Raw genomic sequence first — 16,585 nt, forward strand, 5'->3', positions numbered from 1 at the left:
GTTATTTTCATCTTGTTTTAACTGTTTTTTGTAATCGATTACCTAACTTTAAAACTGATTTTAGTGGTTGAATTTTACCTGGTTTTTTGTGTAAATTTTTTCTATCTAATTCAGAGTTCCCTATTTACATAATTAGTTTTCATGCGTACTATTCATATTGGTTTTCTAATCACTTTCTGTCTTTTAATTTCTTGTCAAACCAGCTTTAAAGAAACTCAAGTTTCTTTAGAACCCTATACTGTAGAGAAAGGTTTTAATTTAAAAGTATTGGCGGCAGAACCACTATTAAAGGCTCCCGTTGCTATAGATTTTGATGCAAAGGGTAGAATTTGGGTTGCTCAAATGCCCGGTTATATGAACGATTTACAAGGTTCTGGCGAAGAAGATCCAACCGGTAGTATTATAATTCTTGAAGATTTGGATGAAGACGGAATTGCGGATCATTCAAAAATTTTTATGGATAGCTTGGTGATGCCTCGTGCCTTAGCGCACGTTTATGGTGGTTTGCTATATGCGGAGCCTCCGTATTTATGGTTTGTTGATATAGAAGACGATAAACCGGTAAACAAAGTTATGGTCGATTCTATATATGCGGTTGAAGGAAATCCAGAGCATCAACCTAACGGATTGGAATTGAATATTGATAACTGGATTTACAATGCTAAGTCCAATTTTAGGTATAGAAGAATTGACGGGGAATGGAAAAAAGAGCCTACCACCTTTAGAGGGCAATGGGGTATTACCCATGATAATTTTGGAAGACTATATTACAATGACAATTCCAGAATTTTGTTGGGAGATTATGTGTTGCCCAATACCGTAATAGAAAATAAGTATTTTACCCCTAACGCCAGTGTTGATAAACTTCTTACCAATGATCAAAGAGTGTATCCTGCTTTTGCAGGATCTGTAAATAGGGGGTACGCAAAGGGAGTGTTAAATGCAGATAGTATTTTAGTTAATGCTACTGCTGCTTGTAGTCCGTTGGTTTATAGAGGTGGTAAGTTTACCGAGTCATATGAGGAAAATGTTTTTGTCTGTATTCCTGAAGGGAATTTAATTAAGCGTGTTCTTTTAAATTTTACTGGAGACTCTACCATTGCTCAACAAGCTTGGCAAAAGAAAGAATTTATTACGTCTACAGATGAAGGCTTTAGACCGGTAAGCTTAAAAAATGGACCTGATGGAAATATGTATGTTGTTGATATGCATAGAGGTATGATTGGTCATCATGCTTATATGAGTCCGTATTTAAGGGATAATGCGAAAGCAAAAGAATTGGATACTATTGTGAATTTTGGAAGAATCTTAAAAGTATCCCGTGAAAATATTGAAGAGAATGTTACACCAGACTTTAATAGTTTGAACGGTAGTGAATTGGTAAAGTTGTTATTGAACGATAATGGTTGGGTTCGCGACCGTGCCCAGCATTTTTTAATCTTTAAAAAATTTAATGCTGTAATTGATGAAGTAAAAGAGCTTGCATTGAATACAAAAAAGCCATTAAGTCAAATTCATGCATTGTATGTGCTTGAAGGTTGGAATGCATTGTCCTTCGATTTTCTTGCCGATGTTGGTAATAAAAGTGAACCTCAGGTTGCTTCACATGCCCTAGTATTGTCAAAAGATTTTATAAGTGTGAATTCTATTGACCAGGCAAACAACTTCTTTACTGAAGTTTTAAACAGAATTGATGTAGGTTTAGATGTGTATTTGGCAAATGCTCTTGGTCACTGGATAGCACTCGATAAAGAAAAATTTAAGCCATTGCTTATTAAAGTTCTGAAACGAAAGGAGCAAAATACTACGGTTACCGATGCCGTTTTAAGTAGTATAGCCAAAACTGATTCCATTTTGTTGAATGATGGTAGCATTAGGCAAAATTTTGAAAACACCCCTTTTATTGAAAAGCTGGAAAAAACATTGGCCAATAAAAAAGAAGACAGAATGAACGCTATCTATACGCGCGAAGTAATTCTTGAAGATACACGTACTAGCGGGTCTAAAATGTTCTTTCAGATCTGCGCATCGTGCCATGGAGCAGATGGAAAGGGTATAGATGGGCTGGCACCACCACTTATGGGGTCGGAGCACGTAAAAAATACAGAGCGTTTGGCGCTAATTATTTTACACGGCTTAGAAGGTCCTGTTCATGTAAACGGAAAACGCTATGATATAAATTTGGCAATGCCCGGACTTATTAGAAATGAAACAATAAGCGATCAAGATATTGCCAATATTATATCATACGTTACCAATGCTTTTTCTGATCGATCCAAAAGATTAAGCGAAGAACGAATTGGTGAATTAAGGAATGTAAAGTCAGCAACGGGAATGGAATTCACCGAACCTGAATTACAAGCGTTAGATGAGAAATAAAGATAGCGCTATTTCAAACTTTTTCTGATCCCCATTTCCAAGCCCCTTAATTCGGCTAAACCTCTTAGTCTACCAATACCGGAATACCCTGGGTTGGTTTTTTTTCTAAGGTCATCTAACATTTTGTGTCCGTGATCAGGGCGTAAAGGCATTCTGGTATCTTTACGGCCAGAGGCTTTTCTTTTATCCTGCTCTTTGATCAAAGCTTTCATTACACCATACATGTCAACATCTCCCTCTAAATGGTTGGCCTCATGAAAATTTCCATCAGCATCACGTTGTGTGCTACGTAAATGGATAAAATGAATTCGATTTCCAAGACGTTCTACCATTCCAGGTAAATCATTATCTGGTCGAACACCAAATGAACCTGTACAGAAAGTTAATCCGTTGTTTGGGCTATCCACTGCTTTATAAAGGTCAACAATATCTTGCTCCGTACTTACAACGCGTGGTAAGCCTAAAATAGGGAAAGGTGGATCATCTGGATGAATACACATACGTATACCTGATTTTTCTGCAACCGGAATAATTTCCGATAAAAACTCGAATAAATTATGCTTCAATTCATTCGGTCCGATTTTATCATAGGTAGCTAAAATGGTATTGAATTCTTCTAATGTATATCCTTCTTCAGCCCCAGGTAACCCTGCAATGATATTGCTTATTAATTTCTTTTTTCCTTCTTCGGTAAGTTGATCAAAATATATTTTAGCGGCAGATTTCTGAGCGTCTGTATAAGTGTTTTCTGCACCTGGTCTTTTTAGTAAATACAATTCAAAGGCTGCAAATGCATCGGCTTCAAATCTAAGTGCTGTAGAACCGTCTTCTATTTCAAAATCTAAATTCGTTCTGGTCCAATCCAGTACAGGCATAAAGTTATAGCAAACCGTATCTATACCGCATTCGCCTAAATTGGATAGTGTTTGTTTGTAATTTTCATAGTAAGTCTTATAATCACCATTTTGGGTCTTGATCTGCTCGTGGATAGGAACACTCTCTACAACAGACCATACTAAGCCCGTTGCTTCAATTATATTTTTACGCTCCATTATTTCTTCAACAGACCATACAACGCCATTGGGAATATGGTGTAGTGCGCTTACAATACCTGTTGCACCTGCTTGTTTTATATCTGATAATGATACCGGATCATTTGGTCCGTACCAACGCCATGTTTGTTCCATTTTATTCTTACTAATTTTTTATTATACTCCGCTAAAAGCACTAAATCCTCCATCAATCGGTACTACCACTCCTGTTACAAATTTAGATGCATCGGCACATAAATAGTGAATGGTACCGTTTAACTCATTGGTTTCTCCAAATCGTTTCATTGGTGTGTTTCTAATAATGGTATCTCCACGTTCGGTAAATTTACCGGTTTCTTGATCAACTAATAAATTTCTATTTTGGTTGCCTATAAAAAAACCAGGGGCTATAGCGTTTACACGAATACCGTCACCAAATTTGGTAGCTAATTCTACGGAAAGCCACTTTGTAAAATTATCTATTGCAGCTTTAGATGCTGAGTATCCTACAACTCTGGTAATTGCACTTTGTGCCGTCATAGAAGAGATATTGATAATGACACCTTTGTTGTTATTGACCATTTCCTTGCCAAATACCAAAGCTGGTAGAATACTGCCAAAAAGGTTTAAGTCTACCACTTTTTTAAAATGATCAAGGTTAACATCAAAAATGGTTTGGTCTTCACCAATAGTAGCCCCGGGCATGTTACCGCCGGCTGCATTAATTAAGATGTCAATTTTACCGTGCTTTGCTATAATTTTGTTTGAAATCTCAACCAAGCTTTCTTTATCTAATGCATTGCACACAAAGCCTGTTACCTTGTCGCCAATCTTTTTTAATTTTGCTATGGCTGTGTTTACAATATCTTCTTTGTAGTCTAAGATAACTACGTTAGCACCGTTGGCAAGTAAGTAATTTGCCATTTCTCCACCAAGTATTCCACCACCACCGGTGATAAGAATTACTTTGTCTTCTATACTGAATAAGTTCATTTTGTTGCTGGTTATTGTTTTAAGTCAATTGAATGAACCCCACTTTTAAGGATTATTATTTTTTGAATTGGTTTTATTTTTTTTCCATTGTGCCTGCCTTTTAGATTATTAGGGGGAACTGTAAATTCAGCGGACATGTTATCAGGTATTTCTATGGTATAATGACGGTTATTTTTGTCTTTTTTAAAATTTGCGATAATAGCACCGTGTTTAGTAGGTACTTTAATATTGGAATACATTAAGTTGGCTAGTTGAGGTTGTATTTCTGCTACTTTAAACCCTGGTGTTTTAGGTTTTATGCCCCACATGTAACGTGTAGTAATGTTTAAGGGTGGCGTACCCCAAGCATGGTTCCAGTCAGCATTTGGTTTGTATTTTACATCCCACGCTTCCATAGTCATGGTGGCGCCAACTTGTATCATATTCCACCAGGTTCTATCGCCTTTGGTTTCTGTAATGAGGTCTAATGCATATTGTGCTTCGTTACTTAGATATAAACCTTCAAGCAAATATTGGGCCCCGTACACGCTACAGGCCATACCTCTGGTTTTTATAAAATCAGTAACCGATGTAATATGTTCTTTTGGTACAAGACCAAAAGCCAAGGGCATCATATTGGCATGGAGAGAAGAATGAGCGGAACCCTCGCCGTCAATATAATATCCTTTTTCTTTATTAAAGAGTTTTGTGTTTATGGTTTCTTTTACGGTATTGGCTTTCTTTTTAAATAGAATTGCATCCTCATTTTTATCAAGAAAACCGGCAATTTCTGCCATAAGTTTTAGATTGTAATAGTAGAATGAATTTACGACTGTATTTACCGGAACAATTTCGTATCCATCTCTTTCACCTTCTGCCGTTGCCAATTTCCAACCTGTATCCTTTTGTGCAGGTGGCCAGTCAATAATATCTTTTATTTTAGTGTCAGGTTTTTTAAACCCTAGTTTTTCAATTAACTCTTTGTTCAGGTGGGGTGAAGAAGAACTAATGAGTCCGTCTTCACGTTCTAAATCCATCAATGTTTTTAATTTCAGATTTTCATAATGATCTTGTAAGGGTTTCAAATCGCCCGTATACATATAATCCGTGTAAAACATGGGTACGGTATGTAGTAACCACTCCGTTGGCCAAGTAGGATTTTCAATAAAGTATGCATTGGTTCTTCTAGCCATATTGTATAGACTATCTACACTGTAATGGCTTAATTGATTTATGTAGGCATCTGCTTCATATGGAATTCTTTCACGATCACCATCAACATATAAACCTGTAAAACTTGTAGCCTTAATCGTGTGTTTGCAAAGCTGCCAAATGGAGTCTAATATTTTGTTCGATGATGAAAATGAACTGGCATTGTCATTAAACTTATTGTGCAATGCTCTTTGATGTATTGATAATTCTTTAAACGGAATTTTTAAGTTTTCTATTTCACAATATCTAAATGGCATTACCACACCTATACTATCAGGCAATAAAATTGCAGCTCCGGTTGAATTTCGTTTATCAGGCGTTAGCTTTACCTTAATTTTTTGGTTAGCGGGTAAATTTGTTAAGACCACTTTTTGATATCTAATTGTGCCTCCAGGATCTCTGTCTATTCTATTTTCATCATTTAGTTTTTCGCCCAAATGTATAACCAGTGAATCTACTTGTCCTATAGTACTACTTAATTGGACTGTGCCAAAGAATGCTTTTCCGAAATCTATTAAGTAACTTTCATTATCTAATTTATCGACCTTGGTAGGTTTAACATCAGTTGTTCTCAAGTCAATATTCTTAAGGCTATTTTGAGCTTGAGATATTGATATAGTCAGTAATGCAAGACATATGTAAATATGCTTTTTCATAGTGTTTTCGGTAAGTTGGTAATGATAATTAGAACCAGATACTATGCTAGTTCAACATAGTACCTAGTCTAATAACTAATAAGTAGAATTACTAGCACATAATTTTTCCAGATAAAAAGAATAATTATGTACCAGCATATTTATGTTTAGAAGGGCGAATTATACATCTTTAATTTCCCAACCTGGCTCATATTCCCTAGACCATAATTTCATAGCTTCTCTATTAAAAATGCGGCCGGTAGTCTCATCAACTTCAAAAGAATCATCAATTCTTGATGCAATATTTGCATAATGTGTTAGCATTTGGCTAATAGCACCTTCATCTATGGGTGAGGTTAATTCGGCTTTTCCTCTAATGGCATCAAAGAAATTGACAGTGTGTAATGTAGACATATCGCCACCGCCACCAAGTGCCGTACCTGCTTCTTTACCAGAAGATAGGTTTTCTTTTATGAAGTTACCTTTTTGATCAAATAACTTATATCCTCCACGATCAATGTAGGCAGTACCTTTAGAACCGGCAACTATAGTTCCTCTACCATATTTATTACCATACTTATGATAGCCCGTTCTACTATTGCCATCCCACTTTATCGTTTTATTTCCTGCAAATTTAAAAGTTGCCTCCATGGTATCGTACATTTCCCAGCCGTCATCTTTGTAATGAAATTTACCGGCATCAACAGAAACATATTCAGGGTAGGTAACTCCCAATGCCCATCGGGCTATATCGAGTTCATGGGTAGCATTATTCCCCATTTCTGCAGTCCCATAATCCCAACCGTACCAATGCCAGTTGTAGTCCCACGTATTATCTGTATACGCTCTTCTAGGAGCAGGACCTTGAAATAGGTCCCAATCTAAACCTTCTGGTGGGTTTGCTTTGGTTTGGTGAGGCACGCGACCTCTACCGCTAATGTAGAAAGCGGTTGCCTTGTACACATCGCCTATTACACCGTTATGTATGTCCTTTATAATTTCTTGAGATTCAAGGGCAGACCTTTGTTGATTACCCATTTGAACTACTTTATCGAATTTTTTCTGATAAGCTACCACTAATTCCCCTTCACGTGGGTTATGGCTACATGGTTTTTCTAAATACACATGTTTGCCGGCTTGCATTGCCATACAAGCACCTGGTGCATGCCAATGATCGGGAGTTGACATAAATACGGCATCAACATTTTTATCATCCAATACTTTACGAATGTCATTTTCCAAAGTTGGTTTATTGCCAATTTTAGACGCTACTTCAGAGGCGGCTTTATCGCGCTGACTTTTCATGACATCACATAGGTAAGATAGCTCAACATTGTTTTTCTTGTGTGCTATGGCAGGTATGTAGGCGCCATATCTTCTTCCTAAACCTTGAATAGCAACATGAATTCTATCGTTTGCACCTATTATTTTAGAATAGCTCTTTGCAGACATAGCGTTAGCGGTAGTACTTGCTATGGTAGCGCCTACTGCGCCAAGGGCCGTTTTCTTAATAAAATTTCTTCTGTTTGAACTCATTGTATTTATTCTTTTGTATTACTGATTTCACGAATTTTTACATTTTTGAAGGATACTAGGTCTCCATGATCTTGAAGTAGAATCTGGCCCTTGTCCAATTCTCCGAAATTCGGCCACTTGGCATATTTGCTTTCAGATACTAATTTTCTGTAGGCATCGCTCTTTCTTTCATACTCAAGAACTTTAGTACCGTTTAACCAATGCTCAACATGATTGTCTTTAGAAATAATATAGGCTGTATTCCACTCTCCAATTGGTTTAATAGGTTTGTTAACATCGGCTTTGATCAAATCATACAAAGAACTTACCGTTCTACTACCTTCATGGTTTCCTTTTTTGGCATCAGGGTGTAAATTGTCATCCAGTATTTGGTATTCCAAACCTATCGAAGATCCTTCACCCTTATTGATTTCGGTATCTACATAATATTTAATACCGCTGTTGGCTCCTGGTGTTAATTTAAAATCGACCTTCAGTTCAAAATCTTCATATAAATCTGTGGTTACTATATCTCCACCGGCAGCAGATTCAGCTCCTCCAGAAGAAAGTACACTTAAAACACCATCTTCAATTTTCCATCCTTTCTCTGGGAATTCTTCTAATTTGGCACCTCGCCAACCATTCGTTGTTTTACCGTCCCATAGTAATTTCCATCCATTTTTCTTTTCATCAATGGTCAATTGATTTTTAGTGATAATTGGTTTTAATGGAGAAGTTCTTGAATATTTAGAAACGCTATCAGTAATGATTTTTACGTTCTTCCAAATGATATCGGTGCCTGCTTTTTGGTCTTCATGAATGCTGTGAACCTGTAAGCAGATAAATCCTTTTGATGTTTTGTCATCTATTAAATAGGCGGCAGGTACATCATTTACCCATGTTTTGATGGTGTCTCCAATGGCTTCAATCCGATAGTGGTTCCATTCGTTTTGCTTAAAAGCTTTTTGAGCTGCTGGATTATCGGTCATTGGGTTAAGCCAACCACGTCTAGATTCGTCATATATTCCACCACTCCATGCTCTTTCAGAGGGGTCTATTTCAACTTGGTAGCCATGTACCCTACCATCTCTATATGTAGGTAGGCTGTTACTTCTTATTTGTATACCGGAATTCATGGTAGAATCTACCTTATAATCTAATTCTAAAATAAAGTCGGTATACATTTCATCAGTAGTTAAAAATGTATTGGGCGTATTGTGTGTAGTGGTGCCCACTATAGCACCGTCTTTTACAGCATAGCTGGCATCACCGCCCAATTTATGCCATCCGTTTAAAGTTTCTCCGTCAAAGAGATCCACCCAAGGGGCATCGTCTTTAGGTGTTTCGGCGCAACTAAATAGTAAGACGGTAGCTGCTACAAGTAATAGTTTACTTTTTAATGGGTAATTTTTCATTGTTGTTATATTGATTAAATAAGGCTTTACAAAGTAGAAGTTTTATAATTTTTTGAGATGGACATTTTAGTACAAAGCATGGATTTTGCGTTCTAATCAAAAATTTGGTCATTTCTTTGAAAAATGAAAATATGAAATTTCGACTCTACTAACTATGTGAATTTCGTAATTATTTAAGCTGTATTTTATGAAGTTAGTACTGTGAAAATAAATGATTTTTTTGCCGCTGTCCATATTTTCGATGAATATGTCCATCCATTAACTTGTTCTTAACAATACATTAGTAGTCAATTAACTTAATGATAACAAAAATGAAAAAACTAAAACTTTTAATGGTATTCCTTTTATTGGGCATGTCATCGGTACTATTAGCGCAGAACAGCGTTAGTGGTACGGTGACAGATGACCAGGGTATGCCTATTCCGGGAGCATCTATTGTAGTAAAAGGAACATCAAACGGAACGGTATCTGATTTTGATGGAAATTTTAGTATTACCGTAGAAGACGGAAATGTGTTAAGTGTATCTTACTTGGGTTATAAACCTATAGAAGTAACCTATTCTGGTCAATCTAATCTATCTGTTACCATGACAGAGGATACTGCTCAACTTGATGAAGTTGTGGTAATTGGTTATGGATCTGTAAAGAAAAGTGACCTAACCGGTGCTGTGGCTTCGGTAGATAGCGAAACACTTACAGAGCAGAGAAAGACAGATGTAGGTCAGGCAATACAAGGTCGTATCGCCGGGGTAGATGTAAGAACCCTCAATTCAAAACCAGGTGCACCCTTATCAATTAAGATTCGTGGTAATACTGTAATTACCGCTAACCAAGGTAATGAGAGAGATGGTGTTAGTGATAATCTCGAAGATGATCCTTCTAAACCTCTTTTTGTGGTAGATGGAATATTCTTCGATGACATCAGTGTTTTAAACCCTTCCGATATAGAGCAGATGGATATTTTAAAAGACGCATCGGCAACTGCTATTTACGGATCTAGAGGTGCGAACGGTGTAGTAATCATTACTACTAAAAGCGGTATTGAAGGCAAAACTGTTTTTACTTATGATTCTTCTTTTGGTTTACGATCGGCAACTAATATACCAGAACTCTACTCAGGTCCTGAATATGTAGAATTTGTTGATGACGTACTAAGGGCAAGAGCTTGGCAGGGTACGGACAGGACCGTTGCGTCTTATAATAATATAGTAGTTGACCGTTCTACCGAAATTCAATCATCTAACGAAGAAGCATCAAATGTGGCTAATGGTAGATATACTGATTGGATGGATCTATTTAGAAAAACTGGTTTGCAAACGAGCCATACCGTTGGTATGTCTGGTGGTAATAATGGTTTGGTATATAATGGATCAATTGGTTATCTACATGATGAAGGTGTTATGGGTATAGAAGAGTTTGAAAGATATAACCTAAGTGCTTCATTATCTAAAAAAGTGTCAGATAAGGTAACTGTTGGTATCAAATCATACTTAGCCTTATCAGAAAGGGAGCAAGGTAGTAGAGAGTTGTTTAGAAGTACGCTACGTTTAGCCCCTACGGTGAATCCGTTTGATGAAAATGGCGAACCAATTTTATTTCCAGATGATCAAGATTTAAGATTTGTAAATCCTATCTATGATGCAGAGGGTGCTTGGAGAATAAATACCAAAACCCTTGATGTTATCGCCAATGTGTTTTTCAATTATAAACCAAACGATTGGATTAACTTTAAAACACAGTTTTCACCTAATATTAGTACACAACGTTTTGGGGAATATAGAGGTTTGTTAACGAAATCATCTAGAAATGACCCAACTAGAATTCAGTCTCATTATCAATCGGACTTTAAAACCTCTTATACTTGGGATAATATTCTTGATTTTAACTTCGATATTGCCGATGGGCACAATCTTAAAACGACTTTAATCAATTCACTGTACTATTCTAACCCTGAAGGAAGCGATATACAAGTACGCGATTTTGATACCGATGCTTACTTATTCTTTAATACTGAAGGTGGAGCGGAAGTACCAAGAGATTACGGTAGTTTTTATGAAAAGGAGACTTTAGCTTCTTTTGCAGGTCGTATAAATTATAGTATTAAAGATAAATACCTTTTCACATTCACTGGTAGATATGACGGTTCTTCAAAACTAGCGGTAGGTAATAAATGGGCGTTCTTTCCGTCAGCAGCCTTTGCTTGGAGAGCTAGTGAAGAACCTTTTTTACAGAATGTTGATTGGTTAAGTAATTTAAAACTACGTTTAAGTTACGGTGAGTCTGGTAATGATAAAACAGTAAATCCATACAGCTCTTTAGCATTTTTAGCACAGGACAGTTATTTGTTCGGAGATGATTTTAATGTGGGTAAATCTGTTGAGGGGCTTTCAAATGCCGATTTAACTTGGGAGATTTCTAAAGAATATAACCTTGGTTTAGACTTTGGTATACTGAATAGTAGAGTAAATTTTGGTTTTGAATATTATAACAAAGAAACAGAGGGTAGTATTCTTGCCCGTCAATTATCGTTTGTAACAGGCTTTGGAGATTCTGGTACCATAGGTAATTTTGGTTCCGTAAGAAATAGAGGTGTTGAACTTACCTTAAATACCGTAAATGTACGCACAGACAATTTTACATGGCGAACCAACATCAACTACACCAACAATGACAACGAAATACTTGAGCTTTACGATGGTATAGAACAAATATTAGTTGGCTCAGATTCAAGGTTGAACGGAGTGTTACAAGTGGGTGCGCCCATTGATGCAACATTTGATTACGAGGTAGATGGTATTTGGCAAATTGATGAGGCCGCTGAAGCGGAGTCTTTTGGACTTTTACCTGGGCAGTATAAGTATGTTGATCAAAATGGTGATGGAGTTATTAATCAAGAAGATAAAAGGGTTATTGGTTCTCAATCTCCAGATTGGATCGCAGGTATGACAAATACCTTTAATTATAAAAATCTTGAAATGAACGTTCAGGTGAATACAAGACAAGGTGTATTCGGACATTCAGAATTTCATCAGAATTTTGCATCGTTCAATGGTGATGCAGCGGTCTTTAATAGTTTGAAACAAGATTATTGGACTCCTAATAATCCCGATGCTAGATATCCTTCGCCAGAATATGGAGAATCTTCTTATCCATGGTTCTATGAAGATATGTCTTTTGTGAGAATAGGTAATATTGGTCTTGCATATTCTTTTCCTCAAGACCTTTTAGACAAGTGGAAAATGTCTACGCTACGTTTGTCACTTGATGTTCAAAATCCATTCACTTTTACCGATTTTGCTGGTCCGGATCCAGAAACAGGTTTACAGAATTCCTATAACATGGGGTATTCGGTTAAAACAGTTTTATTCGGATTAAAATTATCGTACTAATTTTTAAACTATAAAAAGATGAAACTATTAAAATATATAAAGATTATAACGGTCTTCTTGGTTATGCTTTCGCTGAGCTATGCTTGCGATGATTATTTAGAAGAAGAAATATATTCAGATATCACATCTGAAAATTTTATTACACAAGACAATGCAGATCAGTTGGTCATTGGGGTATATAGCAGTTTAAGAGATGTCTACAAAGAATATACTTTTCAATATTTAGGTACGGATATCTTTACCAGTAAAAGTGAAATTTTCTCTTTTTCACCTACCAATGATTATTTTAATTTAAATTCTGGTGAAGGTTTGGCAGTGTGGTCTAATAACTATAGTGTTATCGGTAAGGCTAATAGTGTAATTAGCAGATTTGAAAATCAGATAAATTGGAGCGATGCTAATTTAGGAGCTAGGGATTATGGTATTGCGCAGGCAAAAGCACTTAGAGGTTTGGCTTATTTTAATTTGGTACAACAGTACGGTGGGGTAGTTATTGAGCTTGAAGAAGCACAGACTATTCGTACAGACTATGCTAGATCGACCGAAGCAGAAACCTACTCACAAATAATTTCAGATTTAGAAGAGGCTATTCCATTATTATTAGATGACCCTAGTACAGGAAGAATATCTAAACGCGCTGCACAACATTTGTTGGCAGAAGTATATTTAACCAGAGCGTATACCGCTGAAGGTAGTTCTGCTGATTTTGACACTGCTGCAGCTTTAGCTGAGCAGGCTATAGGCGATTATGATATTCGCAGCCAATCTTTTGCAGAAGTTTTTGATTATAGTAATCAAGAAAATGATGAAATATTGTTTGCAATTCAATATGGTAACAGTGGTTTGGCCGACGATAAAAGCAATAATAAGCACTCTTTATTTATGAATCAGGTATTTAATTATCCTGGCGTAAATAGAACTACCACTCCATACGGGGTAAGCGGATTTGGTGCAATGCCTACGCCTTTCTTTTATTCTTTGTTCGCCGATAACGATACAAGAGAAGATGCTACGATTCACCGTGCCATTATTGCCGATAGTGATGAGCCAGATGGTCCAGATAATATTGTTGCAGGTGATACCATTGTGTACTATCCTAAAAATGCATTAGACGCAGATGAGCTTGCAGAGCGTTTAGATCGTTATTGGGTATATCAGCCAGACCAGTATCTTTTTGGGTTACCTGAAGATGTGCCGGGCGTGAATTACCTATACTCATTGAATATTGAAAGAACCAATTTCCCAATATTTAAAAAGTTTGACGATCAAGATTTTAACGAAGATACTGATGGTGCAAGAGATACATTTGTATTTAGGGTTGCGGCAACACATTTAATAGCCGCTGAAGCTTATTTGGGTGCCGGTAATACTGCATCTGCACTAAATCATTTAAATATTGTTCGTGAAAGAGCAACTGGTGTAGCAAATGAATATACCTCTATAACTATTGATGATATTTTAAACGAAAGGGCAGTAGAGCTTGCAGGCGAAGAGAATAGATGGGCGGTATTAAAACGTACCGGTAAGTTAGAAGAACGTATAGATCTCTATAACCCGCATGTTATTGATCATGGTTCTTTTGATGCCGGTGTGCATTTATTAAGACCTATACCAGCTAATGAACTTCAATTGTCAGATGGTTCTTTAGAACAAAACCCTGGTTATTAAGAATTGAGGAACTACAATAATAGATAAGAAGTTAGTTTTATTTCTTTGTGTTGATATAGGCAGGTTTGCACCTGCCTGTATTTTACAATAGCACGAAAATAGATGAATTTAGTAGTAAGGTTTTTCATTCTTAACTATATAGTATTTATGATTTAATACTACTGTTGAACTTATTACAGAGATTAGCCTTCTTTTTCCAGTTCCTAAATTCTTAATCAAATTATAGTTGAAAATGCCTTTTAAGATACTTAGTCTTAAATGAACGTGATTAAAATACCCAAAACTTCTATTTAATAGAAAGACCTAAACGAATGATTAAAAAATATAGTAAAATACAATACTTCTTATTACTGTTTGTCAGTATTGCATTATGCATGGGGTGTAATGGCAAAGCTGAAAATGTTTCGGCGGTATACTTAATTGAGGGTAATAATGCCAATAAAATAGAAACGTCAACGATTCAAGATTTAAAAAAAGATTTAGAGAAAGTTTTAGATGAAGAAGTGATCGTTGTTAAAGAGAATTCTAAGATACCAAAAAATGCCCTGGTATTTATTTTGGGAACTCCCGATAATAATACCGTTGTGGAAAACATGGTTTCTGAAGGTAAAATAGAAATATCAAGATTAAAACCAGGTGCTGGTATTTGGGCTAAAAATACTTATGGTGAAAATGATGCCATTGTTATTATTGGATCTGAGGTACAAGGTTTTCAATACGCGATATATGATTTCTCTAAGGATATATTGGGCGTAGACCCTTTAGAATATTGGACCGGAAAATTACCTGAGAATAAAAGTGTTGAAGATTTATTGAATTTTTTACCGAAAACCATAGCGGCACCAAAAGTACCTATTCTTACATATTTTGAGAATGATGTAGATGAGCTTGCCAATTATAGAGGCGAACTATTGAAATATGACTGGGAAAGTTATACAGAAATGATCAACTCATTGGTACGCCTTCGTTACAATTCTATTCAATTGTTCGATATGTTGGGCAGACCAGAGTTTTTTATAAGACCAGAATACAAGATTCTAAAACCAGATTATCAAATAGACATCGACTATGTGGATAAAATGATTGACTATGCACATGAAAAGGGTATGAAAGTAGCGGTAGATTTTGCCCTAGGATATCAAATTCATCCTTTGGATGCTGATAAGGCAGATTGCTGGAAAGAATATAAAGCAGATTGGCTAAAAGCTTGGCGCTACTATTTTGAACATACTCCATTAGCGAAAACCGACATTTTTATTCTAAGGCCACGCCACCAAGTATGGGACTGGGAATACGAGAGTACCTGTGGTGAAAGCAAAATTGAAGTGTTCAATGAAGTTTACGAAGCTTTTGGAGCATTGGTAGATGAGTATAAACCCAATTCTAACAAGGTTTTAGTGTGCTATTCTGATGGAATGGAAATGTGGAACAACGGCTTTAGACCTCCTAAAGATTGGACAGTTCTTTGGTCTGATCATGGCTTTGGTGAATTTGAACATTTGCCAAATACCACTGATGGGTATGATTTTGGTACGTACATGCATGCTGGTTATTGGCTAAACCATACTGTTCACAATCCATATCCCGAGAAGGTTGAATCTGTGATGAAAGAAATGTTTCAGAAATATGATGCGGATAATTATTGCTTGGTCAATGGGCAAAACTTTAGACCGTTTCTGTTGAACCTAGTTGCGTATAGTGAGGTTTGTTATGATCCAGATGCTTTTCATGCCGATACCTTTTATAAAGATTGGACAGAACAATATTTTACACCGAAAGCAGCATTACATGCTGTTAAGTCTATGAAACTCCTAAATGAAGCACAAGAAGGAAGAAAAGGATATGTAGAACATTTATGGGAAATAAGGGAAGCGGTATCCTACCTATCTAACGCTCCAATTAAAAGACCAGGAAAAACTCCCGTTCCTTACGACTATGATCGCGTCATCAGTGATGTGGAGAATGTGAAAAGGGTAAATGCTGTATTGCAAAAATCGCTTTCAGAAGCGGAATTGGGGTATGAAATTTTAGATAAGAACGACAATTTTTATCACTCATATATTCTACTTCCTGCGCAGCTGTATTCAGATTTAATAGGTTTTGAAATAGAGCTGCATAAAATGGCGATGCTTAAAAAGGAATTTGAAACAACCAAAGATATACAATACCTAAATGAGGCTATTTCATTATTGCCAACAGCAAAAAAGAAACTAGATATCATCTTAGACCGCAGAAGTTCTGGTGATATCGATGATAAATGGAAAAATTGGTATGCTATTGCGAATAGAAGGCAAAATAATGGTTTTCCTACCTATGAAATGCTTAGTGCAATTGAAGCTAATCTTAATAAAATGACACTTTAAAATTGA

Annotated in this window: 9 protein-coding genes; 4 read left to right on the forward strand and 5 right to left on the reverse strand. The window is 36.3% G+C overall.

The features are described 5' to 3' along the window. Positions 1 to 141: 141 nt before the first annotated feature. Positions 142 to 2,379 (forward strand): DUF7133 domain-containing protein, encoded by a 2,238-nt coding sequence (locus DCS95_RS10220; RefSeq protein ID WP_244178438.1) that lies wholly within the window; start codon positions 142 to 144, stop codon positions 2,377 to 2,379. A gap of 8 nt (positions 2,380 to 2,387) precedes the next feature. On the opposite strand, the gene uxuA is transcribed toward DCS95_RS10220, so the two are convergent. From uxuA to DCS95_RS10245, 5 genes are all read right to left on the reverse strand, one after another. Next, positions 2,388 to 3,566, reverse strand: coding sequence for a mannonate dehydratase (gene uxuA, locus DCS95_RS10225; RefSeq protein WP_116770674.1), 1,179 nt, complete (start codon positions 3,564 to 3,566; stop codon positions 2,388 to 2,390). 21 nt (positions 3,567 to 3,587) lie between these two features. Next, positions 3,588 to 4,403 carry an SDR family oxidoreductase gene (locus tag DCS95_RS10230; protein WP_116770675.1) on the reverse strand — a complete coding sequence of 272 codons (816 nt, stop codon included), beginning with the start codon at positions 4,401 to 4,403 and terminating at the stop codon, positions 3,588 to 3,590. 11 nt (positions 4,404 to 4,414) lie between these two features. Beyond that, entirely contained in the window at positions 4,415 to 6,250 is a 1,836-nt protein-coding gene (locus DCS95_RS10235) for an alpha-L-rhamnosidase-related protein (protein WP_116770676.1), read from the reverse strand. A 159-nt stretch (positions 6,251 to 6,409) separates the two neighbouring features. Continuing rightward, positions 6,410 to 7,765, reverse strand: coding sequence for a Gfo/Idh/MocA family protein (locus DCS95_RS10240; protein ID WP_116770677.1), 1,356 nt, complete (start codon positions 7,763 to 7,765; stop codon positions 6,410 to 6,412). A 5-nt stretch (positions 7,766 to 7,770) separates the two neighbouring features. Continuing rightward, positions 7,771 to 9,159: a 3-keto-disaccharide hydrolase gene (locus DCS95_RS10245; protein WP_116770678.1), complete on the reverse strand. Its 1,389-nt coding sequence runs from the start codon at positions 9,157 to 9,159 to the stop codon at positions 7,771 to 7,773. A gap of 311 nt (positions 9,160 to 9,470) precedes the next feature. Between DCS95_RS10245 and DCS95_RS10250 the strand changes: the two genes are divergently transcribed. The 3 genes from DCS95_RS10250 (at position 9,471) to DCS95_RS10260 (ending at position 16,579) form a co-directional block, all read left to right on the forward strand. Continuing rightward, positions 9,471 to 12,548 (forward strand): SusC/RagA family TonB-linked outer membrane protein, encoded by a 3,078-nt coding sequence (locus DCS95_RS10250; protein ID WP_164674164.1) that lies wholly within the window; start codon positions 9,471 to 9,473, stop codon positions 12,546 to 12,548. Between the two features lie 18 nt (positions 12,549 to 12,566). After that, positions 12,567 to 14,216, forward strand: coding sequence for a RagB/SusD family nutrient uptake outer membrane protein (locus DCS95_RS10255; protein WP_116770680.1), 1,650 nt, complete (start codon positions 12,567 to 12,569; stop codon positions 14,214 to 14,216). Positions 14,217 to 14,527: 311 nt separating this feature from the next. Next, on the forward strand, positions 14,528 to 16,579 hold the full coding sequence (locus DCS95_RS10260) for a glycosyl hydrolase 115 family protein (protein ID WP_116770681.1): 2,052 nt from the start codon (positions 14,528 to 14,530) through the stop codon (positions 16,577 to 16,579). Positions 16,580 to 16,585: the final 6 nt, after the last annotated feature.

The organism is Maribacter litoralis (genome assembly GCF_003075045.1).
GTDB lineage: Bacteria > Bacteroidota > Bacteroidia > Flavobacteriales > Flavobacteriaceae > Maribacter > Maribacter litoralis.

What these genes read in the sequence shown, in the direction of transcription:
- DCS95_RS10250 (WP_164674164.1), top strand. Translation starts at nt 9,471, where the DNA reads ATGAAAAAACTAAAACTTTTAATGGTATTCCTTTTATTGGGCATGTCA.
- DCS95_RS10235 (WP_116770676.1), bottom strand. Translation starts at nt 6,250, where the DNA reads ATGAAAAAGCATATTTACATATGTCTTGCATTACTGACTATATCAATA.
- DCS95_RS10220 (WP_244178438.1), top strand. Translation starts at nt 142, where the DNA reads ATGCGTACTATTCATATTGGTTTTCTAATCACTTTCTGTCTTTTAATT.
- DCS95_RS10260 (WP_116770681.1), top strand. Translation starts at nt 14,528, where the DNA reads ATGATTAAAAAATATAGTAAAATACAATACTTCTTATTACTGTTTGTC.
- DCS95_RS10240 (WP_116770677.1), bottom strand. Translation starts at nt 7,765, where the DNA reads ATGAGTTCAAACAGAAGAAATTTTATTAAGAAAACGGCCCTTGGCGCA.
- DCS95_RS10245 (WP_116770678.1), bottom strand. Translation starts at nt 9,159, where the DNA reads ATGAAAAATTACCCATTAAAAAGTAAACTATTACTTGTAGCAGCTACC.
- DCS95_RS10230 (WP_116770675.1), bottom strand. Translation starts at nt 4,403, where the DNA reads ATGAACTTATTCAGTATAGAAGACAAAGTAATTCTTATCACCGGTGGT.
- DCS95_RS10255 (WP_116770680.1), top strand. Translation starts at nt 12,567, where the DNA reads ATGAAACTATTAAAATATATAAAGATTATAACGGTCTTCTTGGTTATG.
- uxuA (WP_116770674.1), bottom strand. Translation starts at nt 3,566, where the DNA reads ATGGAACAAACATGGCGTTGGTACGGACCAAATGATCCGGTATCATTA.